The sequence below is a fragment of the Bacillus sp. PS108 genome (assembly GCF_037963335.1).
Classification (GTDB): domain Bacteria; phylum Bacillota; class Bacilli; order Bacillales; family Bacillaceae; genus Bacillus; species Bacillus subtilis.
The window spans coordinates 2,762,848-2,786,100 of sequence record NZ_CP150155.1 but is presented as its reverse complement, the minus strand read 5'-3'; the positions used below and the strand labels follow the sequence as shown (position 1 = coordinate 2,786,100).

The window sequence follows — 23,253 nt, the reverse complement described above, 5'->3', positions numbered from 1 at the left end:
TGCAAGGATGTTTGTTTCTTATAAATGGTTAGAGGATTATGTTGATTTAAAAGGCATGGACCCGGCTGTTCTTGCTGAAAAAATTACAAGAGCCGGTATTGAGGTTGAAGGAATTGAATACAAAGGAGAAGGCATCAAAGGCGTTGTCATCGGCCATGTGCTGGAGCGCGAGCAGCACCCGAATGCTGATAAACTGAATAAGTGCCTTGTGGATATCGGAGCTGAAGCCCCTGTACAAATCATTTGCGGTGCGCCGAATGTGGATAAGGGACAAAAAGTCGCAGTTGCAACAGTCGGAGCGGTGCTGCCGGGCAATTTCAAAATCAAAAAAGCTAAGCTTCGCGGTGAAGAATCAAACGGCATGATCTGTTCCTTACAGGAGCTTGGTATTGAAAGCAAACTTGTGGCGAAGGAGTATGCAGAAGGCATTTTCGTATTCCCGAATGACGTTGAAACAGGAAGCGATGCCTTAGCGGCTTTACAGCTTGACGATGCGATTCTTGAGCTGGGTTTAACGCCAAACCGCGCGGATGCCATGAACATGCTTGGTGTTGCTTACGAGGTTGCCGCGATTTTAGATACTGAAGTAAAGCTTCCGCAAACGGATTACCCGGCTGCTTCAGAACAAGCGTCTGATTACATTTCAGTCAAAATTGAAGATCAAGAAGCGAACCCGCTGTACACTGCAAAAATCATTAAAAATGTCACGATTGCTCCGTCACCGCTTTGGATGCAGACAAAGCTGATGAATGCAGGCATTCGTCCGCACAACAACGTCGTTGACATCACAAATTTTGTCCTGTTGGAATACGGACAGCCGCTTCATGCGTTTGATTATGACAGATTTGGCTCTAAGGAAGTCGTAGTAAGAAAAGCAACTGAGAATGAAATGATCGTCACTCTTGATGATCAAGAACGTAAGCTGTCCGCCGATCACCTTGTCATTACAAACGGAATGAAAGCGCAGGCCGTTGCGGGTGTCATGGGAGGAGCAGAGTCAGAGGTTCAGGAAGATACGAAAACGATTTTGCTTGAGGCTGCGTATTTCAACGGGCAGACGGTTCGCAAGGCTTCCAAAGACCTTGGTTTGAGAAGTGAATCAAGCGTAAGATTTGAAAAAGGAATTGATCCGGCGCGCGTACGTCTTGCAGCAGAACGGGCTGCGCAGCTGATCCATCTGTATGCCGGCGGTGAGGTGCTTGCAGGAACAGTTGAGGAAGATCACCTGACAATCGAAGCAAATAACATTCACGTATCTGCTGACAAAGTGAGCAGCGTTCTAGGCCTGACGATCAGTAAAGAAGAGCTGATCAGCATTTATAAACGTCTCGGTTTTACGGTCGGTGAAGCGGATGAACTTCTCGTTGTGACTGTCCCATCACGCCGCGGCGACATTACAATAGAAGAGGATTTAATCGAAGAAGCGGCAAGACTGTACGGCTACGATAACATTCCGTCTACACTTCCTGAGACAGCGGGGACTACAGGCGGATTAACGCCATATCAGGCAAAACGCCGTAAAGTCAGACGCTTCCTTGAAGGCGCAGGCTTATCACAAGCCATCACTTACTCACTGACAAACGAGAAGAAAGCGGCAGCGTTTGCGATTGAAAAATCACTGAATACTGTGCTTGCGCTTCCAATGAGTGAAGAAAGAAGCATTCTCAGACACAGTCTTGTTCCGAATCTGCTTGATTCTGTTTCTTACAACCTTGCGAGGCAGACTGACTCAGTTGCACTGTACGAAGTTGGCTCCGTTTTCCTGACGAAGGAAGAGGACACAAAACCTGTTGAAACAGAGCGCGTAGCAGGAGCTGTTACCGGATTATGGCGCAAGCAGCTATGGCAGGGTGAAAAGAAACCAGTTGATTTCTTTGTTGTCAAAGGAATTGTGGAAGGGCTGTTAGACAAACTCAACGTCCTAGACAGCATTGAATTTGTACAGTCTGAACTCAAACAGCTGCATCCGGGCAGAACAGCGAACATTTTATTGAATGGTTCTCTGATCGGCTTCATCGGCCAAGTCCACCCTTCATTGGAAAAAGAACTGGATATAAAGGAAACATACGTATTTGAGCTCGATCTTCATGCGTTGCTCGCAGCAGAAACAGCACCGCTTGTTTACACGGCGATTCCAAAATATCCGTCTGTGACACGTGATATCGCTCTTGTAACAGATAAAACCGTCACGAGCGGCCAGCTCGAGAGCGTCATCAAAGAAGCTGGCGGCAAGCTTCTGAAAGAGGTAACCGTCTTTGACGTATACGAAGGCGAACATATGGAGGAAGGCAAGAAGTCAGTCGCTTTCTCACTCCAGTATGTCAATCCTGAACAAACACTGACTGAAGAAGAAGTGACAAAGGCGCACAGCAAAGTGCTGAAAGCGTTGGAAGACACATATCAAGCTGTTTTAAGAGGCTGATAAAAAAGCTTGCAGAGAAATGCAAGCTCAGCGTGTCGGCAAACCCCCGCATTCGTTGTCAGGTCTGCGCGTTGGTGCTCACGCATTAGAACATTCGCTGTGCTCCAATGCTCGCCTTTCCTACGACTTCAAGGGTTTTCAATCACGCTGAAAAGATGAAAAAAGCTTGCAGAGAAATCTGCAAGCTTTTTTCTATGAACGTTTTTTATCAGCAAGGCGCTGCGCTTTTTGCGTATTGGCGAAATGGAGTTTTGTAAAGGTTCTGAGTGCAGATGCCCCTTTTTTGAGGATTAGCTTGGCGGCCGCTTCATCGACGTGCGGACCGGCGCCTTTTGGAAGCGTCATTCCTGCCGCGCGTGATAGTTTATCCATTTCCATTAAAAACGAATATCTTGCAATGATTGAAGCAGCGGCGACAGCCAGGTGAATGCCTTCAGCTTTTGTGCTAAAATAGGTCCGCTCCTTCACAATGTCTCTGCCCTTTAAATGATTGAAGTAGACGCCTGGCTCAGCGAATTGGTCAATCAAAATGGCTTCAGGCTTTACTCCATCCAATTTTCTTAATAAATGGGTGATCGCCTGATTGTGCAGCAAAGCTTTCATTTTCCCTTGGCTCATGCCTTTTTCCTGCATGCTGTTATACTTTTCATTTTTTAAAACCAGCAGGCTATATGGAATGGTTTTGATCAGGTTTCGGGCAATCTCGATGATTTGCGGATCTTTTAAATCTTTAGAATCCTTAACACCGAGTTCCTTCATTAAAGGAAGCATGGTTTTGTCGACGTACGCACATACAACCGTCATTGGGCCAAAGTAATCTCCGGTTCCGACTTCGTCAGAACCGATAACAGACATTCCGGCGATATCTGCCGGAGGGGCATAGCGGGGATCAGCCGGCTTTTTGGCCGTTTTCTTCTTTTCCTGAGGCTCTGCTGTTCCCCAGCGCGCGGATTCTGCCGCAGCGTTTTTGCCTTGAAACAAGACCTTGCCTGATTTATATGCTGTAATGGTACAGCCGGGCGGTTTCGCCTGAAAAACGGCTCCCTGCGGAACAGAGGCTGTAAGCGAACCGCTGTACGTCATTTTCATTTGGTCAATAGCAGACAACGATACTTTTATCACTGAATGGGACACGTAATAATCTCCTTTTTTTACACTTTTCACTGTATATACCAGTGTATCATAACAGCGGGAGGCTCGTCTTTCCATTCATTTAATAAACGTGTTATGATAAGAACTAGGATTCTCGCGGAATGGAGGAGAAACGTTGTCTGACGGCAAAAAAACAAAAACAACCGTTGACATTTACGGCCAGCACTTCACGATTGTCGGTGAAGAAAGCAGAGCCCATATGAGGTATGTCGCCGGAATTGTTGATGATAAAATGAGAGAAATCAATGAAAAAAATCCATACCTTGATATAAATAAACTTGCAGTGCTGACAGCGGTAAATGTGGTGCACGATTATGTCAAATTACAAGAGAAATGTGAAAAACTGGAGCGTCAGCTTAAAGAAAAGGATTGAACAACTATGCTAGATATCATCATCTTAATCTTGCTCCTGATGGGGACTTTACTGGGGTTAAAACGCGGTTTTATCCTGCAGTTTATCCGCTTGACGAGCTTTATTTTATCAATTGCCTTTGCGGCTTTATTCTATAAAAACGTGGCACCGCATTTACATTGGATTCCCGCACCCGATTTTTCAGCGGGACAGCCGGCTCTTTCTTTTTTTACGGGGAATTTGGAAGCAGCGTACTATAATGCGATTGCGTTTATCGTTTTATTTATCATTGCTAAAATCTTACTGAGAATCATCGGCTCGTTCCTGAGTATTGTCGCCGGCATTCCGGTGATTAAACAAATCAACCAGATGCTGGGCGCCGTTCTCGGTTTTCTAGAAGTCTATTTATTTACATTTGTGCTGCTGTATGTCGCATCCGTTCTTCCGATAGATGCACTGCAGCAAATGATGGGGCAATCGTCTCTCGCAAATGTGATCATTAACCATACACCATACTTGTCAGGGCTCCTACAAGAGCTGTGGACACAGTACGGGTCATAAAAAAACTTCTCTTGTCCGGAGAAGTTTTTTTCAAGTATGATGGAAACATATGTGAACGTCTGGGGGTTATGATATGCATAAAAAAGATATTATCCGGCTGCTTGAAACCATTGCAGTCTATATGGAACTAAAAGGGGACAACCCGTTTAAAGTATCTGCCTTCCGAAAAGCGGCGGCAGCCTTGGAACAGGACGACCGAAGCTTATCAGAAATGGACGATATGATGTCGCTGTCCGGAATTGGAAAAGGAACGTACAGCGTCATTAAAGAGTATATAGATGAAGGAAAGTCAAGCACGCTCGAATCGCTGCAGAAAGAAGTGCCGGAAGGACTCGTGCCTTTATTGAAGCTGCCAGGGCTCGGCGGCAAAAAAATCGCAAAGCTGTATAAAGAGCTCGGCGTACACGATGCAGAATCTCTGAAGGAAGCCTGTGAGCAGCAAAAGGTCCAGGGTCTTGCGGGCTTCGGCAAAAAATCAGAAGAGAAAATATTACAGGCGCTCGGGGAAGCCGGAAAACAGCCTGAACGGTTCCCGATCGGATACGCCCTCCGGATCGCGCGGGAAATTGAGGAGCATCTTTCTCAATTTACGCATATCATCAAATTTTCTCGTGCCGGAAGTCTCCGCAGAGCGCGGGAAACGGTGAAGGATCTGGATTATATCATTGCTACAGATCATCCCGCTGAAGTAAGAGAGCAGCTTCTTGAGCTGCCAAACATCAAAAGCGTGATCGCAAGCGGAGATACGAAGGTGTCCGTCATCCTTTCCTTTGAATATGAAACAAGCGTCGATTTCCGCCTTGTGACGGAAGAGCAGTTTCCGACAACACTCCATCATTTTACGGGATCAAAGGATCACAATATTAAGATGCGCCAAATCGCCAAAGAGCGCGGCGAGCGGATCAGTGAATACGGCGTTGAGACAGTTGAAACCGGAGAGATCAAAACATTTCCGAGTGAACGTGAATTTTATGCGCACTTCGGCCTGCCGCTGATTCCGCCGGAAATTCGTGAAAGCGGCCAGGAAGTGGAAACCTACAGCGACAGCATTGAACTGATAGAACCCGGGCAAATCAAAGGTGATCTCCACATGCACTCAACGTGGAGCGATGGCGCATTTTCGATCAGAGAGATGGCTGAAGCCTGCATCAAAAAAGGCTATCAATACATGGCGATCACCGATCACTCACAATATTTAAAGGTCGCCAACGGGCTTACTGCAGAAAGACTTAAGCAGCAGGCAAAAGAAATTGATGCGCTGAATGCAGAGTTTGAAAACTTCCGTATTTTGAAAGGCGTTGAGATGGATATCCTGCCTGACGGTACACTCGATTATGATGACGATGTGCTTGCGGAAATGGATATCGTTATTGCATCGATTCATTCCAGTTTTAATCAGCCGGAACACGTGATTATGAAACGGCTTGAGACGGCACTGACAAACAAGCATGTTGACATTATCGCACACCCGACCGGGCGCCTTATCGGCAGACGGGCCGGTTATGAAATCGATATTGATCAGCTGATTGAGCTTGCGAGGAAAACAAATACGGCGCTTGAACTCAACGCCAACCCTGCGCGCCTTGATCTGCGCACAGAGCATTTAATGAAAGCAAACGAACAAGGGGTTACATTGGTGATTAATACTGATGCCCATAATATTGAGATGTTAGACGATATGAAAACTGGCGTTACTGCCGCGCGCAAAGGATGGACGGAAACGAAAAACGTTCTGAATGCCCGGTCGCTTAAAGACGTAGAGGCATTTCTGAAGCGCAACGATTAAGTAAGGAGGCTCACACAATCGTGCAGCAAAAAGTATTATCAGCTCTTGAATTTCATAAAGTGAAAGAACAGGTTATTGGGCATGCCGCTTCATCGCTCGGAAAAGAAATGCTTCTCGAGCTTAAGCCTTCTGCTTCTATAGACGAAATCAAAAAACAGCTGGATGAAGTAGACGAAGCTTCTGACATTATCCGGCTGAGAGGCCAAGCGCCATTTGGCGGCCTTGTAGATATCAGAGGAGCGTTAAGACGGGCGGAAATCGGCAGTGTTCTCAGTCCTTCTGAATTCACTGAAATCTCAGGCCTGCTTTATGCAGTTAAACAAATGAAACATTTTATCACCCAAATGGCTGAAGACGGTGTCGACATTCCGCTGATCCATCAGCATGCTGAACAGCTTATCACACTGTCCGATTTAGAGCGGGACATTAATTCCTGCATCGATGATCACGGAGAAGTGCTTGATCATGCATCGGAAACATTAAGAGGAATCCGCACACAGCTCAGAACACTCGAATCAAGAGTCAGAGACCGGTTAGAGTCGTTGCTGCGTTCCTCTTCCGCATCGAAAATGCTGTCTGATACGATTGTTACGATTCGGAATGACCGCTTTGTGATCCCGGTCAAACAGGAGTACAGATCCAGCTATGGAGGAATTGTGCATGACACCTCATCCTCTGGTGCGACACTATTCATTGAACCGCAGGCGATTGTAGATATGAACAATTCCCTTCAGCAGGCGAAAGTGAAAGAAAAGCAAGAAATTGAACGGATTTTGCGTGTGTTGACAGAGAAAACGGCAGAGCATACAGAGGAGCTATTTCTAGATTTGCAAGTGCTGCAGACGCTTGACTTTATTTTTGCAAAAGCTAGATATGCAAAAGCGGTTAAAGCGACAAAACCGATTATGAACGACACCGGCTTTATCCGTTTGAAAAAAGCCCGCCATCCATTGCTTCCGCCTGATCAGGTTGTTGCCAATGATATCGAGCTTGGCCGCGATTTTTCAACCATTGTCATCACAGGGCCAAACACCGGGGGGAAAACAGTCACCCTTAAAACGTTAGGCCTGCTAACCTTAATGGCGCAGTCAGGTCTTCATATCCCGGCAGATGAAGGGTCAGAAGCGGCAGTATTTGAGCACGTATTCGCTGATATCGGTGATGAACAGTCGATTGAGCAAAGTTTAAGTACGTTCTCATCCCATATGGTGAATATTGTCGGCATTTTAGAACAGGTCAATGAAAACAGCCTTGTGCTTTTCGATGAACTTGGTGCAGGGACAGATCCGCAGGAGGGGGCGGCCCTCGCCATGAGCATCTTGGATGACGTGCATCGCACCAATGCACGAGTGTTAGCTACGACGCATTATCCGGAATTGAAGGCGTACGGCTATAACAGAGAAGGCGTCATGAATGCCAGCGTTGAATTTGACATCGAAACGCTGTCACCGACCTATAAACTTTTAATTGGTGTGCCGGGTCGAAGCAATGCTTTCGAAATTTCAAAACGCCTCGGGCTTCCGGACCATATCATCGGGCAGGCGAAGTCAGAAATGACGGCCGAGCATAACGAAGTCGATACGATGATTGCGTCGCTGGAACAAAGCAAAAAACGTGCGGAAGAAGAGCTTTCTGAGACAGAATCAATCAGAAAAGAAGCGGAAAAACTGCATAAAGAGCTGCAGCAGCAAATCATCGAGCTTAACAGCAAAAAAGACAAAATGCTTGAAGAGGCAGAACAGCAGGCTGCTGAAAAAGTAAAAGCGGCAATGAAAGAAGCCGAGGACATTATTCATGAATTGCGCTCCATAAAAGAAGAACACAAATCCTTCAAGGATCACGAGCTGATTAACGCGAAGAAACGGTTAGAAGGCGCTATGCCTGCTTTTGAAAAGTCCAAGAAACCGGAAAAGCCGAAAACGCAAAAACGCGACTTTAAGCCTGGCGACGAGGTGAAAGTCCTCGCTTTCGGGCAAAAAGGAACATTGCTCGAAAAAACAGGCGGCAATGAATGGAATGTTCAAATCGGTATTTTAAAGATGAAAGTAAAAGAAAAAGATCTGGAGTTTATCAAATCAGCTCCGGAGCCAAAAAAAGAAAAAATCATTACAGCGGTCAAGGGAAAGGACTATCACGTATCGCTTGAACTTGATCTCCGCGGCGAACGCTATGAAAATGCCCTAAGCCGGGTTGAAAAATACTTGGATGATGCGGTGTTAGCCGGATATCCAAGAGTGTCAATCATCCACGGAAAAGGAACCGGCGCTTTAAGAAAAGGCGTACAGGATCTTCTGAAAAACCATCGCAGCGTCAAAAGTTCCCGTTTCGGTGAAGCAGGTGAGGGAGGATCAGGCGTTACGGTTGTTGAACTAAAATAAAAGGGAGTATGGCCATGAGTGATTTTTGGGAAAACGAGCTTGTGGAAATCGCGGCATATTACAGTGTCGCGGTTCTCTGCCTCGTCCTCTTTTTGACTGTGTTTGAGCTGGTGACGGCTTATAAAAACTGGGAAGAGATTCAAAAAGGAAATCTTGCGGTGGCAATGGCGACCGGCGGAAAAATTTTGGGAATCGCAAACGTATTTCAGCATTCCATCTCCCAGCATAATTCGCTGCTGCAAATGATCGGCTGGGGCGTTTACGGGTTTGTTATGCTTCTGATCAGCTACTTTATTTTTGAGTTTTTGACTCCGCGGTTTAAAATTGATCAGGAAATCGAAAATGATAACCGGGCTGTCGGCTTTATTTCATTTGTCATTTCTGTCGGGCTTTCTTTTGTGGTGGCAGCCGGAATATAAGGGGACGGAGAATAGATGGAAAAGCTTGCTAAAATACTGCTCGCCGCAGCGGGAATCTTTTTGTTAATTGGTCTTATATATCTGTTCATATTATGAGAAAAAGAAAGATTTACCTTTCTTTTTCTTTTTTTTGCCGTCCATCTGCTATAATGATAAGGTGGATCTCTAAAATCGAAAGGGGAGGTTTTATGCAGTCTCAAAAGCCGTGGCTTGCCGAGTATCCCAACGATATCCCGCATGAGCTTCCGTTGCCGAATAAAACCCTGCAATCCATCCTGACAGACTCCGCCGCACGATTCCCTGATAAAACCGCAATATCGTTTTATGGAAAAAAACTCACCTTTCATGACATTCTGACGGATGCTCTTAAACTTGCAGCTTTTTTGCAGTGCAATGGCCTGCAAAAAGGAGACAGAGTGGCTGTTATGCTGCCCAATTGCCCGCAAACAGTGATTTCTTATTATGGCGTCTTGTTTGCCGGTGGCATCGTGGTGCAGACGAATCCGCTTTATACCGAGCATGAGCTTGAATACCAGCTTAGAGATGCTCAGGTAAGTGTGATCATCACCTTAGATTTACTTTTCCCGAAGGCAATAAAAATGAAAACGTTATCAATAGTCGACCAGATTTTGATAACCAGCGTAAAAGACTATTTGCCTTTTCCGAAGAATATTCTTTACCCGCTGACGCAAAAACAAAAAGTGCATATCGACTTTGACAAAACAGCTGACATTCACACGTTCGCTTCCAGTATGAAGCAGGAAAAAACTGAACTCCTGACAATCCCGAAGATCGATCCTGAGCATGATATCGCTGTCCTCCAGTATACCGGAGGAACAACCGGAGCTCCAAAAGGGGTCATGCTCACGCACCAAAATATTTTGGCAAATACTGAAATGTGCGCCGCTTGGATGTATGACGTGAAAGAAGGCGCTGAAAAAGTGCTGGGCATCGTTCCATTTTTTCATGTCTACGGACTGACGGCAGTCATGAACTATTCGATTAAACTAGGCTTCGAAATGATTCTTCTTCCTAAGTTTGATCCGCTCGAAACACTGAAAATCATCGACAAACACAAACCGACGCTCTTTCCTGGCGCACCGACAATTTACATTGGCCTTTTGCATCACCCCGAATTGCAGCATTATGATCTGTCATCCATTAAAAGCTGTCTTAGCGGATCAGCCGCGCTCCCCGTGGAGGTAAAGCAGAAATTTGAAAAGGTGACTGGCGGAAAGCTTGTGGAAGGCTATGGTTTGTCTGAGGCATCCCCAGTGACGCACGCCAACTTTATCTGGGGAAAAAACAAGCCGGGCAGTATCGGCTGTCCTTGGCCGAGTACGGACGCTGCGATCTATTCTGAAGAGACGGGTGAGCTTGCCGCTCCGTATGAGCATGGAGAAATCATTGTAAAAGGTCCGCAAGTCATGAAAGGATACTGGAATAAACCAGAGGAAACCGCCGCAGTGCTGAGAGATGGCTGGCTGTTCACCGGGGACATGGGCTATATGGATGAAGAAGGCTTTTTCTATATTGCTGACAGGAAGAAGGATATCATCATTGCCGGCGGTTACAATATTTACCCGCGTGAGGTAGAAGAAGCGCTTTATGAACATGAAGCCATCCAGGAAATTGTTGTTGCAGGCGTTCCCGATTCCTACAGGGGAGAAACAGTAAAAGCATTTGTCGTATTAAAGAAAGGCGCAAAAGCCGATGCAGAAGAACTGGACGCTTTTGCGAGATCACGTCTAGCTCCCTATAAGGTGCCCAAAGCCTATGACTTCAGAAAGGAGTTGCCGAAAACGGCGGTGGGAAAAATTTTAAGAAGGCGTTTACTTGAAGAAGAAACCGAAAATCATCATATCAAATAAAAAAAGAGAACGCCTATGAATAAACTTGACAAACCTGAAAATCCTTCTTATCATGAAATTATGAATGAATAGTCATTCATTTCTATAGGAAGGAACGATGAACATTGAAGCAAAAACGGCCAAAGTATATGCAGATTATTGATGCAGCAGTAGAAGTCATTGCAGAAAACGGCTACCACCAGTCACAGGTATCCAAAATTGCCAAACAAGCCGGGGTAGCGGACGGCACCATCTATCTCTATTTTAAAAACAAAGAAGATATTTTAATTTCTCTTTTCAAAGAAAAAATGGGTCAATTTATTGAGCGGATGGAAGAGGACATTAAAGAAAAAGCAACAGCGAAAGAGAAATTGGCGCTTGTGATTTCAAAGCATTTTTCCCTTTTAGCGGGTGACCATAATCTCGCGATTGTCACGCAGCTTGAGCTCCGCCAATCCAACTTGGAGCTGCGCCAAAAAATCAACGAAATATTAAAAGGCTACTTAAATATTTTGGATGGCATTTTGACGGAAGGTATACAATCAGGCGAAATAAAAGAAGGCCTCGATGTCCGCCTCGCCCGGCAGATGATTTTTGGAACGATTGACGAAACTGTGACAACTTGGGTGATGAATGACCAAAAGTACGATCTCGTTGCGCTTTCAAACAGCGTTTTAGAATTATTGGTATCCGGAATTCACAATAAGTAAAGGAGTTCTGTCCTATGAATGCAATTTCACTTGCGGTTGATCAATTTGTGGCAGTCTTGACGATTCACAATCCGCCGGCAAACGCGCTTTCAAGCCGGATATTAGAAGAGCTGTCTTCCTGTCTTGATCAATGTGAGACAGATGCAGGCGTACGAAGCATTATCATTCACGGCGAGGGAAGATTTTTCTCAGCCGGCGCTGATATTAAAGAATTTACATCGCTTAAAGGCAATGAGGATTCCTCATTGCTCGCTGAGCGCGGCCAGCAGTTAATGGAGAGAATCGAAAGTTTTCCAAAACCGATTATCGCAGCTATTCACGGCGCTGCTCTCGGAGGCGGGCTGGAGCTTGCAATGGCCTGTCACATCAGAATCGCGGCAGAAGATGCTAAGCTGGGGCTCCCGGAGCTTAATCTCGGTATCATTCCAGGTTTTGCGGGGACACAGCGCCTTCCGAGATATGTCGGTACAGCCAAAGCACTGGAGCTCATCGGATCAGGAGAACCGATATCCGGAAAAGAAGCGCTTGATCTCGGACTTGTCTCAATTGGAGCGAAAGATGAGGCAGAAGTGATTGAAAAAGCAAAAGCACTTGCCGCTAAGTTTGCAGAGAAAAGCCCGCAAACGCTGGCATCTTTGCTTGAACTTCTTTATTCCAACAAGGTGTATTCCTATGAAGGCAGCTTAAAGCTTGAAGCAAAGCGATTTGGGGAAGCATTTGAGTCAGAGGACGCCAAGGAAGGCATCCAGGCATTTCTCGAAAAAAGAAAGCCTCAGTTCAAAGGCGAATAAAAGGGGATATGATCATGAATCTATTTGTACTGATGAAACGGACGTTTGACACAGAAGAAAAAATCGTCATTGAAACAGGAAAGATTCAGGATGACGGAGCGGAATGGATCATTAATCCATATGATGAGTACGCGATAGAAGAAGCCATCCAGCTGAAGGAAAAGCATGGCGGCACGATCACCGCTGTCACGGTCGGCGGTGAAGAAGCGGAGAAAGAATTGCGTACGGCGCTTGCCATGGGTTGTGACCAAGCTGTTTTAATCAACATAGAAGATGATCTTGATGAACCCGACCAATATTCCATTTCTCAAGTTTTATACCACTATATGAAGGATCAGGAGTTTGATTTGATTCTCGGCGGAAATGTTGCCATTGACGGAGGATCAGGACAAGTGGCGCCTCGGCTTGCCGAGCTACTGGACATTCCGTGTATCACTACGATCACCAAACTCGAAATCAACGGCACTGATGCAGAAGCAGAAAGAGACGTCGAAGGGGATGTTGAAAAAATCAAAACGACGCTCCCATTGCTTGTCACAGCTCAGCAGGGCTTAAACGAGCCGCGCTATCCATCGCTTCCGGGAATTATGAAGGCTAAGAAAAAGCCGCTTGAAGAGCTTGAACTTGATGATCTTGACTTGGACGAAGAGGATGCCGAACCAAAGCTGAAAACCATTGAACGTTTTCTGCCGCCGAAAAAAGAAGCCGGGAAGCTTCTCCAAGGTGAGCCTGCTGAACAGGCAAAAGAGCTTGTTTCATTGCTCCGCAGCGAAGCTAAAGTCATTTAAAGCTTGGACATTCAAAGAAACAGGGGGATGTTAGAATGGGAAAAAAAGTGATCGTGCTTGGAGAAATACGCGATGGGGAATTGCGGAATGTCACCTTTGAAGCAATAGCTGCAGGAAGAACCATTTCAGGAGATGGGGAAGTCATCGGTGTTCTCATCGGTGAAAATGTACAAAGCATTGCACAAGAGCTTATTCATAACGGAGCAGATAAAGTTCTTACCGCTGAGGACCCGAAGCTGAAAACATACACGGCAGACGGGTACAGCCAAGTCATGAGAGGTGTTATCGAGCAAGAAAATCCTGATTCAGTCATCTTCGGGCATACGGCAATGGGCAAGGATCTTTCACCGAAGCTTGCTGCCCGGCTGCAAACAGGCTTAATTTCTGATGCTATAGATGTAAGCGTTACCGGAGGGAATGTTGTGTTCACACGGCCGATTTACTCGGGGAAAGCTTTTGAACGCGTCATTTCAACCGATCCGATGATCTTTGCAACAATTCGCCCCAATAACATTCAAGCTTCAGAAAAAGACACCAGCAGATCGGGGAGCATCGAAAGCATTGATGTTTCTCTTACTGACCTCCGCACTGTTATCCAAGAGGTCGTGAAAAAAACAGCTGACGGCGTTGATCTCTCCGAAGCAAAAATTATCGTTGCGGGCGGCCGAGGAGTCAAAAGCAAGGAGGGATTTCAGCCTCTGCAGGAGCTTGCAGAGGTGCTAGGGGCCGCAGTCGGGGCTTCTCGCGGGGCATGTGACGCTGATTATTGCGATTATGCTCTCCAAATCGGGCAGACCGGGAAAGTCGTCACTCCGGATTTGTACATTGCATGCGGCATTTCCGGCGCCATCCAGCATTTGGCCGGCATGTCAAACAGCAAAGTGATCGTCGCCATCAATAAAGACCCCGAAGCCGATATCTTTAAAATAGCGGATTACGGCATCGTCGGTGATTTATTTGAAGTTGTTCCGTTATTAACTGAGGAATTCAAACAATTGAATATACACTCATAAAGGAAATCCCGGACTTTAGAAGTTCGGGATTTTTTCATATTTATAAATACATACGTACAAATATAAAAACGATAGAAAATGCCGTTGACATGTACGAACATATATAATATGGTTACTTTAAAAGCGCTTACATTCATGCTGACTCCTCAGGCAAAAGACAGATCACATATTTGACTGTGGTGCTTTTCATATCCGTATGAAAGGAATGATCAGAGGCATGTCTGAACATCAAGCAGTGATTCAAACAGATATCGTAAAAGGAACCATTAACAAAAATATATACGGTCATTTTGCTGAGCATTTAGGAAGAGGGATTTATGAGGGGATCTGGGTCGGAACGGACTCAGACATCCCCAATATCAACGGGATACGAAAGGACGTGCTGGAGGCGCTCAAACAGCTGCACATTCCTGTCCTCAGGTGGCCGGGCGGGTGTTTTGCGGACGAATACCATTGGGCAAACGGTGTCGGTGACCGTAAGACAATGCTGAACACTCACTGGGGCGGTACAATTGAATCAAATGAATTCGGAACGCATGAATTTATGATGCTTTGCGAGCTGCTTGAATGTGAGCCATATATTTGCGGCAATGTCGGAAGCGGAACCGTTCAGGAAATGGCGGAGTGGATTGAGTATATGACATTTGAAGAAGGCACGCCGATGTCAGACTGGAGAAAACAAAATGGAAGAGAAGAGCCTTGGAATCTGAAATATTTCGGCGTGGGTAATGAAAACTGGGGCTGCGGCGGCAACATGCATCCCGAATACTACGCAGATCTGTACCGGCGTTTTCAGACTTATGTCCGCAATTACAGCGGGAATGACATTTATAAAATTGCAGGCGGCGCAAATGTGGATGATTTTAATTGGACGGACGTGCTTATGAAAAAAGCCGCTGGCCTGATGGACGGGTTGAGTCTTCATTATTACACGATTCCGGGGGATTTCTGGAAGGGCAAAGGATCAGCCACAGAATTCACGGAAGATGAATGGTTTATTACGATGAAAAAAGCCAAATACATCGATGAATTGATTCAAAAACACGGCACGATTATGGACCGGTACGATCCGGAGCAGCGGGTCGGGCTGATTATTGATGAATGGGGCACGTGGTTTGATCCCGAGCCAGGCACGAATCCCGGTTTCTTATATCAGCAAAACACCATTCGTGATGCACTGGTGGCGGCTTCTCATTTCCACATTTTCCATCAGCATTGCTGCCGGGTGCAAATGGCCAACATCGCCCAAACAGTAAACGTTCTGCAAGCGATGATTTTGACTGAGGGAGAGCGGATGCTTTTGACACCGACGTACCATGTATTCAATATGTTTAAGGTGCATCAGGACGCTTCTCTTTTAGCCACAGAGACAATGTCTGCCGACTATGAATGGAACGGTGAAACGCTTCCGCAAATCAGCATTTCAGCGTCGAAACAAGCTGAAGGCGATATCAATATCACAATTTGCAACATCGATCACCAAAACAAAGCGGAGGCGGAAATCGAGCTGAGGGGCCTACACAAGGCAGCGGACCATTCCGGAGTCATTCTTACGGCAGAAAAAATGAATGCGCATAACACGTTTGACGATCCTCATCATGTCAAACCGGAATCCTTCAGGCAATACACGCTCAGCAAAAACAAACTGAAAGTAAAACTCCCGCCAATGTCAGTCGTCTTACTTACGCTGCGTGCTGATTCTTAATCGCGCAAGAGCGCCGGAGCTTCATGCCGGCGCTCTTTTTCAGGTTTTAAAACAGCTCCGGCAGGGCATGGTAAAGTACATGACAGTGAAGAGGAGATGTGATCTTATGCTTCGTACCATTTTAATGATTATTGGGGCAATTGTAGTGATCGGGGCCATTATCAGATTTGTGTTTTAAAAAAAGAGCATATCCCATTCAACCATATAAAAATGAGTAAACCGGCTGTGATCAGGAAAAAATAATTTGTAAGCATTAAAATAGCGTGAACGAATGGGAGATGCTATACTAAAAATCATCATTTCACATTGGAGGAATTCAATAATGGCTATCGTAAAAGCAACTGATCAATCTTTCTCAGCTGAAACAAGCGAAGGCGTCGTACTGGCAGACTTCTGGGCTCCTTGGTGCGGACCTTGTAAAATGATTGCACCTGTTCTTGAAGAATTGGATCAAGAAATGGGAGACAAACTGAAAATCGTAAAAATCGATGTAGACGAAAACCAAGAAACTGCCGGAAAATACGGCGTTATGAGCATCCCGACTCTTCTTGTGTTAAAAGACGGCGAAGTAGTTGAAACTTCAGTCGGCTTCAAACCAAAAGAAGCGCTTCAAGAGCTTGTAAACAAACATCTTTAATTTTCCGCTGCTTACATGCCAGAGCGATTCCGATTGAGGGATCGCTTTTTTTATTCGCCAATTGTGAACCATAGAGAAAAACAAACGTTCGTGTTAAAATGGAAATAAAGGATTAAACATAAGGAAGGGTAACATATGAACAAACAACTGAAAGAAAAACTCGCCCTCCTTCCTGATCAACCGGGTTGTTATCTCATGAAGGACCGGCAGCAGACTGTGATCTACGTAGGGAAAGCAAAAGTGCTGAAAAACAGAGTGCGCTCCTACTTCACCGGTTCTCACGACGCGAAAACCCAAAGGCTTGTGACGGAAATCGAGGATTTTGAATATATCGTGACGTCCTCCAATCTTGAAGCGCTTATTTTAGAAATGAATCTGATCAAAAAGCATGATCCGAAATACAACGTCATGCTCAAAGACGACAAAACCTATCCTTTCATAAAACTCACCCATGAACGCCACCCAAGGCTGATTGTCACCCGCAATGTCAAAAAAGACAAAGGGCGCTATTTCGGGCCGTATCCGAATGTACAGGCAGCAAGGGAAACAAAAAAACTGCTCGACCGTCTGTATCCTCTCAGAAAATGCTCCAAGCTCCCGGACAGAGTGTGCCTTTACTATCATCTGGGCCAATGCCTCGCTCCGTGCGTAAAGGATATTTCCGAAGAGACGAACAGAGAGCTGGTTGAAAGCATTACACGTTTCTTAAGGGGCGGCTATAATGAGGTCAAAAAAGAGCTTGAAGAGAAAATGCATGAAGCTGCTGAGAATCTTGAGTTTGAACGAGCAAAAGAGCTTCGTGACCAAATTGCCCATATTGAATCAACGATGGAAAAACAAAAAATGACGATGAACGATCTAGTCGACCGTGATGTATTCGCGTATGCGTACGATAAGGGCTGGATGTGCGTGCAGGTCTTTTTCATCCGCCAAGGGAAGCTCATTGAACGCGATGTCAGCATGTTCCCGCTTTATCAGGAAGCAGATGAAGAGTTCCTCACGTTCATCGGGCAGTTCTATTCAAAAAACAACCACTTCCTTCCGAAGGAGATTTTAGTTCCGGACAGCGTAGATCAATCCATGATCGAGCAGCTGCTGGAAACAAACGTTCACCAGCCGAAGAAAGGCCCGAAAAAAGAACTGCTCATGCTGGCCCATAAAAATGCGAAAATCGCATTGAAAGAAAAATTCTCTTTAATCGAACGGGACGAGGAGCGTTCAATCGGGGCTGTGCAGAAACTAGGTGAGGCATTAAATATTTATACGCCGCACAGAATTGAAGCGTTTGATAACTCAAACATACAGGGGACAAACCCGGTTTCCGCGATGATTGTGTTTATCGATGGCAAACCATACAAAAAGGAATACCGCAAATATAAAATCAAAACCGTTACAGGGCCGGATGATTACGGTTCTATGAGAGAGGTTGTCAGAAGACGCTATACGAGAGTGCTTCGTGAGAATCTGCCGCTGCCTGATCTGATTATCATTGACGGAGGAAAAGGGCAGATCAACGCAGCAAGGGATGTCATTGAAAATGAACTCGGCTTGGATATCCCGATCGCCGGTTTAGCGAAAGATGAAAAACACAGAACCTCAAATTTACTGATCGGTGATCCGCTGGAGGTGGTGTATCTGGAACGAAACAGCCAGGAATTTTACCTCCTGCAGCGCATTCAGGACGAGGTGCACCGTTTTGCAATCAGTTTTCACAGGCAAATCCGCGGAAAAAGCGCGTTTCAATCCGTTTTGGACGACATCCCGGGTATCGGAGAGAAAAGAAAGAAAATGCTGTTAAAGCATTTCGGTTCCGTTAAAAAAATGAAGGAAGCAAGCCTTGAGGACATCAAAAAAGCCGGTGTTCCCGCAGCGGCGGCTCAGCTCCTTTACGACAAATTGCAAAAATAATGTTGTCCTTTTAAATAAGATCTGATAAAATGTGAACTAATTTCATAGTTAGATCGTGTTATATGGTGAAGATAGAGGTGCGAACTTCAAGAGTATGCCTTTGGAGAAAGATGGATTCTGTGAAAAAGGCTGAAAGGGGAGCGTCGCCGAAGCAAATAAAACCCCATCGGTATTATTTGCTGGCCGTGCATTGAATAAATGTAAGGCTGTCAAGAAATCATTTTCTTGGAGGGCTATCTCGTTGTTCATAATCATTTATGATGATTAATTGATAAGCAATGAGAGTATTCCTCTCATTGCTTTTTTTATTGTGGACAAAGCGCTCTTTCTCCTCACCCGCACGAACCAAAATGTAAAGGGTGGTAATACATGGGTCTTATTGTACAAAAATTCGGAGGCACTTCCGTCGGCTCAGTCGAAAAAATTCAAAATGCGGCAAACCGCGCAATTGCAGAAAAACAGAAAGGCCATCAAGTCGTTGTCGTCGTTTCAGCAATGGGAAAATCCACTGACGAATTGGTCAGCCTTGCAAAAGCTATTTCTGACCAGCCGAGCAAACGCGAAATGGATATGCTGCTGGCGACAGGCGAGCAGGTCACGATTTCACTCCTTTCAATGGCATTGCAGGAAAAAGGCTATGACGCTGTGTCTTATACTGGCTGGCAGGCGAGAATCCGTACGGAGGCCATTCACGGAAACGCCAGAATTACAGATATCGACACTTCGGTTTTAGCAGACCAGCTTGAAAAAGGAAAAATTGTCATTGTTGCAGGATTCCAAGGCATGACAGAGGATTGTGAAATTACGACATTGGGCCGGGGCGGTTCAGATACAACAGCAGTTGCTTTGGCTGCCGCTTTAAAAGCTGATAAATGTGACATATACACAGACGTGCCAGGCGTGTTTACAACCGATCCGCGCTATGTGAAATCAGCGAGAAAACTTGAGGGCATCTCATACGATGAAATGCTTGAGCTTGCCAATTTAGGCGCCGGTGTTCTTCATCCGAGAGCAGTTGAGTTCGCGAAAAATTACCAAGTGCCGTTAGAAGTGCGTTCAAGTACAGAAACCGAAGCGGGAACATTAATTGAGGAGGAATCATCCATGGAACAGAATTTAATTGTCAGAGGCATTGCATTTGAAGATCAAATCACAAGAGTAACCATTTACGGGCTGACTAGCGGCCTGACAACTTTGTCTACTATTTTTACGACACTTGCCAAAAGAAACATAAACGTGGATATCATTATCCAAACGCAGGCCGAGGACAAGACTGGAATTTCCTTCTCTGTCAAAACAGAAGATGCAGACCAAACCGTTGCGGTGCTTGAAGAGTACAAAGACGCGCTGGAATTTGAGAAAATCGAGACAGAAAGCAAATTGGCTAAAGTATCTATTGTTGGATCCGGCATGGTCTCAAATCCCGGTGTAGCGGCTGAAATGTTTGCTGTACTGGCGCAAAAAAACATTTTAATCAAAATGGTCAGCACATCTGAAATCAAAGTGTCAACAGTCGTAAGCGAAAATGACATGGTGAAAGCAGTCGAGTCGCTTCACGATGCATTTGAGCTTTCAAAACACCCTTCAGCTGTGTAATGACAATCAAAAAGGCGGGACTATGCAGTCACCGCCTTTTTGATTACACTGGGTCTTTCATATCCCATTTCACAGTCAGAACCACTTTATCGGCTCTCTTTTTCACTTGTTCATATGATTCGGCAATCTGATCATTCATCAATTGAATTTGTTCAGCGATAAAACCAGCCTCCAGCTGAAAGCAAGGTTCTTTCTGATGTTTAAGCCGGTTGGAAATGATCGGCCCTTCAAGTTCAAATTCAAGCTCCTGTTTTTTAGCGCTTACGTTGGTGAGGGTTCCCCAGCCCGCTTCTTCAAAGAAGGCCGGAAATTCCTCCCATGATTCAAGAGGAAACTTACGGGCGAGATGTTTTCCTGCCCAATACATCATGGAAGAGTAATCTTGGCCAAGCATATCTGGGAGAACGATCTCTCGTATTAGTTCGTAGGCATAGGCGTTCATTTCAATTTCTTTTAGGTTGTCAATAGATGCTTCAAATTTAGACTTCATATCTGTCTCCCCTCTCTCCTGCGTATATTATAGCTCAAACAGGGGGGAGGATTACAGAATGATCCTGTAATTCTTATGAAAAATTAAGCAAGAAATATATATTGATAAAATAAAATTTTTCAATCAACTAATCAATTCGGAAAATTATAATTTATGTACGCGTTTTCTTGACGCCCTTTTGAGGGAGGAGTAAAATGAAATTGTCAATAAATCTTAATAAAGTGCTTACAATTGAAAGAAGTGGGGGAAGAGATTTAGCACATTTCGCACTTATCAAACAGGGGGTAAAGTAATGTCTGGGAACAGAGAGTTTTATTTTCGAAGATTGCATTCCTTGCTTGGCGTCATACCGGTCGGCATCTTTCTTATTCAGCATTTAGTCGTCAACCAGTTTGCCGCAAGGGGCGCTGAAGCATTCAATAGCGCTGCTCATTTTATGGATAGCCTGCCTTTCAGGTATGCCTTGGAAATTTTCATTATCTTCTTACCATTAATTTATCATGCAGTTTATGGTGTGTACATAGCGTTTACTGCGAAAAATAACGCAGGCCAATACAGCTACATGAGAAACTGGCTATTCGTCCTGCAGCGTGTAACCGGTATCATCACCCTCATTTTCGTCAGCTGGCACGTGTGGGAAACCCGCATTGCCGCACAAATGGGTGCTGAGGTCAATTTCGACATGATGGCGAATATTTTGAGCTCTCCGGCTATGCTTGGTTTTTACATTGTCGGTGTTTTATCAACAATTTTCCACTTCTCGAACGGTTTATGGTCTTTCGCTGTTACATGGGGCATCACGGTAACGCCTCGTTCTCAAAGAATTTCGACATACGTTACGCTGATTATTTTTGTTGCACTGTCATACGTAGGCTTAAAAGCGATTTTCGCATTTGTTTAAGAGTACTAGATTACTAGAGGGAGAGGGGCTATCATGAGTCAATCAAGCATTATCGTAGTCGGCGGGGGTCTTGCCGGCCTCATGGCGACAATTAAAGCAGCGGAATCAGGAATGGCGGTTAAGTTGTTTTCCATCGTTCCTGTCAAACGTTCTCATTCGGTTTGTGCGCAAGGCGGCATAAACGGAGCGGTCAATACAAAAGGGGAAGGTGACTCTCCGTGGGAACATTTTGATGACACGGTATACGGGGGAGACTTTCTTGCCAACCAGCCGCCGGTCAAGGCGATGTGTGAAGCGGCGCCTTCGATCATCCACTTATTAGACCGGATGGGCGTCATGTTTAACCGGACGCCTGAAGGCCTGCTTGATTTCCGCCGATTCGGGGGTACACAGCACCACAGAACTGCTTATGCTGGTGCGACGACGGGACAGCAGCTGCTTTACGCACTGGACGAGCAAGTGCGCAGATACGAAGTTGCGGGTCTGGTCACAAAATACGAAGGCTGGGAATTCCTTGGCGCTGTTTTAGATGATGACAGAACCTGCCGTGGAATTGTTGCACAAAACCTGACAAACATGCAAATTGAATCCTTCCGTTCAGACGCTGTCATTATGGCGACGGGCGGACCGGGAATCATCTTTGGAAAATCAACGAACTCCATGATTAATACAGGATCTGCTGCATCAATCGTTTATCAGCAGGGAGCGTATTATGCAAACGGAGAATTCATTCAAATCCACCCGACAGCCATACCGGGCGATGACAAACTAAGACTGATGAGTGAATCAGCGCGTGGTGAAGGCGGTCGCGTGTGGACTTATAAAGACGGCAAACCGTGGTATTTCCTGGAGGAAAAATATCCGGCATACGGAAACCTGGTGCCGCGTGATATTGCGACACGCGAAATATTTGATGTGTGTGTGAACCAGAAGCTCGGCATTAACGGTGAAAACATGGTCTATCTCGATCTGTCTCATAAAGATCCGAAAGAGCTTGATATTAAGCTTGGCGGCATCATTGAGATTTATGAGAAATTCATGGGAGACGACCCGCGTAAGCTCCCAATGAAAATCTTCCCGGCGGTCCATTATTCTATGGGCGGTTTATGGGTGGATTACGATCAAATGACAAATATCCCTGGACTGTTTGCGGCTGGGGAATGTGATTATTCTATGCACGGCGGCAACCGCTTGGGAGCGAACTCCCTGCTGTCTGCGATTTACGGAGGCATGGTGGCCGGTCCTAATGCGGTGAAATATGTAAACGGCTTAGAATCTTCAGCGGAAGACATGTCTTCATCTTTATTCGACGCTCACGTTAAGAAAGAAGAAGAAAAATGGGCTGATATTATGAGTATGGACGGAACCGAAAATGCCTATGTTCTTCACAAAGAGCTCGGTGAGTGGATGACGGCGAACGTAACGGTTGTCCGCCATAATGACAAGCTTTTGAAAACGGATGACAAAATTCAGGAGTTAATGGAGCGCTTCAAAAAGATCAACATCAATGATACGACAAAATGGAGCAACCAGGGAGCGATGTTCACACGCCAGTTCTCAAACATGCTTCAGCTTGCGAGGGTGATTACCCTTGGCGCATACAACCGTAATGAAAGCCGGGGCGCCCATTATAAACCGGATTATCCTGAACGTAATGATGATGAATGGCTCAAAACAACAATGGCTAAACATGTAAGCCCGTATGAAGCGCCGGAATTTGAGTATCAGGATGTCGATGTATCACTGATAACGCCTCGGAAACGGGATTACTCGAAGAAGAAGGTGGCGAAATAA

Annotated in this window: 19 protein-coding genes and 1 riboswitch; of the genes, 17 read left to right on the top strand and 2 right to left on the bottom strand. The window is 45.5% G+C overall.

The annotated features are described in order from the left end of the window. Window positions 1-7: 7 nt before the first annotated feature. Window positions 8-2,422, top strand: coding sequence for a phenylalanine--tRNA ligase subunit beta (gene pheT / locus NSQ16_RS14480; protein WP_230488318.1), 2,415 nt, complete (start codon window positions 8-10; stop codon window positions 2,420-2,422). Window positions 2,423-2,614: 192 nt separating this feature from the next. Here pheT and rnhC read toward each other — a convergent pair whose 3' ends face one another. Next, complete coding sequence (gene rnhC, locus NSQ16_RS14475) at window positions 2,615-3,556, bottom strand: ribonuclease HIII (protein ID WP_024571958.1); 942 nt, start codon at window positions 3,554-3,556, stop codon at window positions 2,615-2,617. Between the two features lie 133 nt (window positions 3,557-3,689). Between rnhC and zapA the strand changes: the two genes are divergently transcribed. The 14 genes from zapA to NSQ16_RS14405 all read left to right on the top strand — a co-directional run bounded on the left by zapA (window position 3,690) and on the right by NSQ16_RS14405 (window position 20,068). Then, window positions 3,690-3,947, top strand: coding sequence for a cell division protein ZapA (gene zapA, locus NSQ16_RS14470; RefSeq protein ID WP_003229534.1), 258 nt, complete (start codon window positions 3,690-3,692; stop codon window positions 3,945-3,947). A gap of 6 nt (window positions 3,948-3,953) precedes the next feature. After that, complete coding sequence (locus NSQ16_RS14465; RefSeq protein WP_041351337.1) at window positions 3,954-4,487, top strand: CvpA family protein; 534 nt, start codon at window positions 3,954-3,956, stop codon at window positions 4,485-4,487. Window positions 4,488-4,560: 73 nt separating this feature from the next. Further along, window positions 4,561-6,273: a DNA polymerase/3'-5' exonuclease PolX gene (polX, locus tag NSQ16_RS14460; RefSeq protein ID WP_015384310.1), complete on the top strand. Its 1,713-nt coding sequence runs from the start codon at window positions 4,561-4,563 to the stop codon at window positions 6,271-6,273. Window positions 6,274-6,293: 20 nt separating this feature from the next. Further along, window positions 6,294-8,651, top strand: coding sequence for an endonuclease MutS2 (locus tag NSQ16_RS14455; protein ID WP_230488317.1), 2,358 nt, complete (start codon window positions 6,294-6,296; stop codon window positions 8,649-8,651). Window positions 8,652-8,665: 14 nt separating this feature from the next. Then, entirely contained in the window at window positions 8,666-9,070 is a 405-nt protein-coding gene (locus NSQ16_RS14450) for a DUF350 domain-containing protein (RefSeq protein WP_003237674.1), read from the top strand. Between the two features lie 188 nt (window positions 9,071-9,258). Then, window positions 9,259-10,941 carry a long-chain-fatty-acid--CoA ligase LcfA gene (gene lcfA, locus NSQ16_RS14445; protein ID WP_069837670.1) on the top strand — a complete coding sequence of 561 codons (1,683 nt, stop codon included), beginning with the start codon at window positions 9,259-9,261 and terminating at the stop codon, window positions 10,939-10,941. Between the two features lie 104 nt (window positions 10,942-11,045). Continuing rightward, window positions 11,046-11,630 (top strand): fatty acid metabolism transcriptional regulator FadR, encoded by a 585-nt coding sequence (gene fadR / locus NSQ16_RS14440; protein WP_003229547.1) that lies wholly within the window; start codon window positions 11,046-11,048, stop codon window positions 11,628-11,630. Window positions 11,631-11,644: 14 nt separating this feature from the next. Beyond that, window positions 11,645-12,421: an enoyl-CoA hydratase gene (locus NSQ16_RS14435; RefSeq protein ID WP_003229549.1), complete on the top strand. Its 777-nt coding sequence runs from the start codon at window positions 11,645-11,647 to the stop codon at window positions 12,419-12,421. Between the two features lie 14 nt (window positions 12,422-12,435). Next, window positions 12,436-13,209, top strand: a complete 774-nt coding sequence (gene etfB, locus NSQ16_RS14430; RefSeq protein ID WP_004398765.1) for an electron transfer flavoprotein subunit beta — start codon at window positions 12,436-12,438, stop codon at window positions 13,207-13,209. A gap of 35 nt (window positions 13,210-13,244) precedes the next feature. Further along, a complete protein-coding gene (gene etfA / locus NSQ16_RS14425; protein WP_230488316.1) occupies window positions 13,245-14,222 on the top strand; it encodes an electron transfer flavoprotein subunit alpha in 978 nt (325 codons plus the stop codon). 217 nt (window positions 14,223-14,439) lie between these two features. Continuing rightward, the gene (gene abfB, locus NSQ16_RS14420) at window positions 14,440-15,927 is read left to right on the top strand and encodes an alpha-N-arabinofuranosidase (RefSeq protein WP_230488315.1); all 1,488 of its coding nucleotides are present in this window, start codon (window positions 14,440-14,442) and stop codon (window positions 15,925-15,927) included. Window positions 15,928-16,249: 322 nt separating this feature from the next. Continuing rightward, entirely contained in the window at window positions 16,250-16,564 is a 315-nt protein-coding gene (gene trxA / locus NSQ16_RS14415) for a thioredoxin (RefSeq protein ID WP_003222500.1), read from the top strand. A 135-nt stretch (window positions 16,565-16,699) separates the two neighbouring features. Then, entirely contained in the window at window positions 16,700-18,472 is a 1,773-nt protein-coding gene (uvrC, locus tag NSQ16_RS14410; protein WP_014480497.1) for an excinuclease ABC subunit UvrC, read from the top strand. Between the two features lie 64 nt (window positions 18,473-18,536). Further along, window positions 18,537-18,716, top strand: a riboswitch (Lysine riboswitch). 125 nt (window positions 18,717-18,841) lie between these two features. Beyond that, the gene (locus tag NSQ16_RS14405; protein ID WP_230488314.1) at window positions 18,842-20,068 is read left to right on the top strand and encodes an aspartate kinase; all 1,227 of its coding nucleotides are present in this window, start codon (window positions 18,842-18,844) and stop codon (window positions 20,066-20,068) included. Between the two features lie 43 nt (window positions 20,069-20,111). Here the strand turns inward: NSQ16_RS14405 and NSQ16_RS14400 are convergent, their stop codons facing one another. After that, window positions 20,112-20,558, bottom strand: a complete 447-nt coding sequence (locus NSQ16_RS14400; protein WP_003222508.1) for a YslB family protein — start codon at window positions 20,556-20,558, stop codon at window positions 20,112-20,114. A gap of 292 nt (window positions 20,559-20,850) precedes the next feature. Between NSQ16_RS14400 and sdhC the strand changes: the two genes are divergently transcribed. Together sdhC and sdhA are read left to right on the top strand one after the other, a co-directional pair. Next, complete coding sequence (gene sdhC / locus NSQ16_RS14395; RefSeq protein ID WP_003222512.1) at window positions 20,851-21,459, top strand: succinate dehydrogenase cytochrome B558; 609 nt, start codon at window positions 20,851-20,853, stop codon at window positions 21,457-21,459. Between the two features lie 33 nt (window positions 21,460-21,492). Continuing rightward, the gene (gene sdhA, locus NSQ16_RS14390) at window positions 21,493-23,253 is read left to right on the top strand and encodes a succinate dehydrogenase flavoprotein subunit (protein ID WP_003229567.1); all 1,761 of its coding nucleotides are present in this window, start codon (window positions 21,493-21,495) and stop codon (window positions 23,251-23,253) included.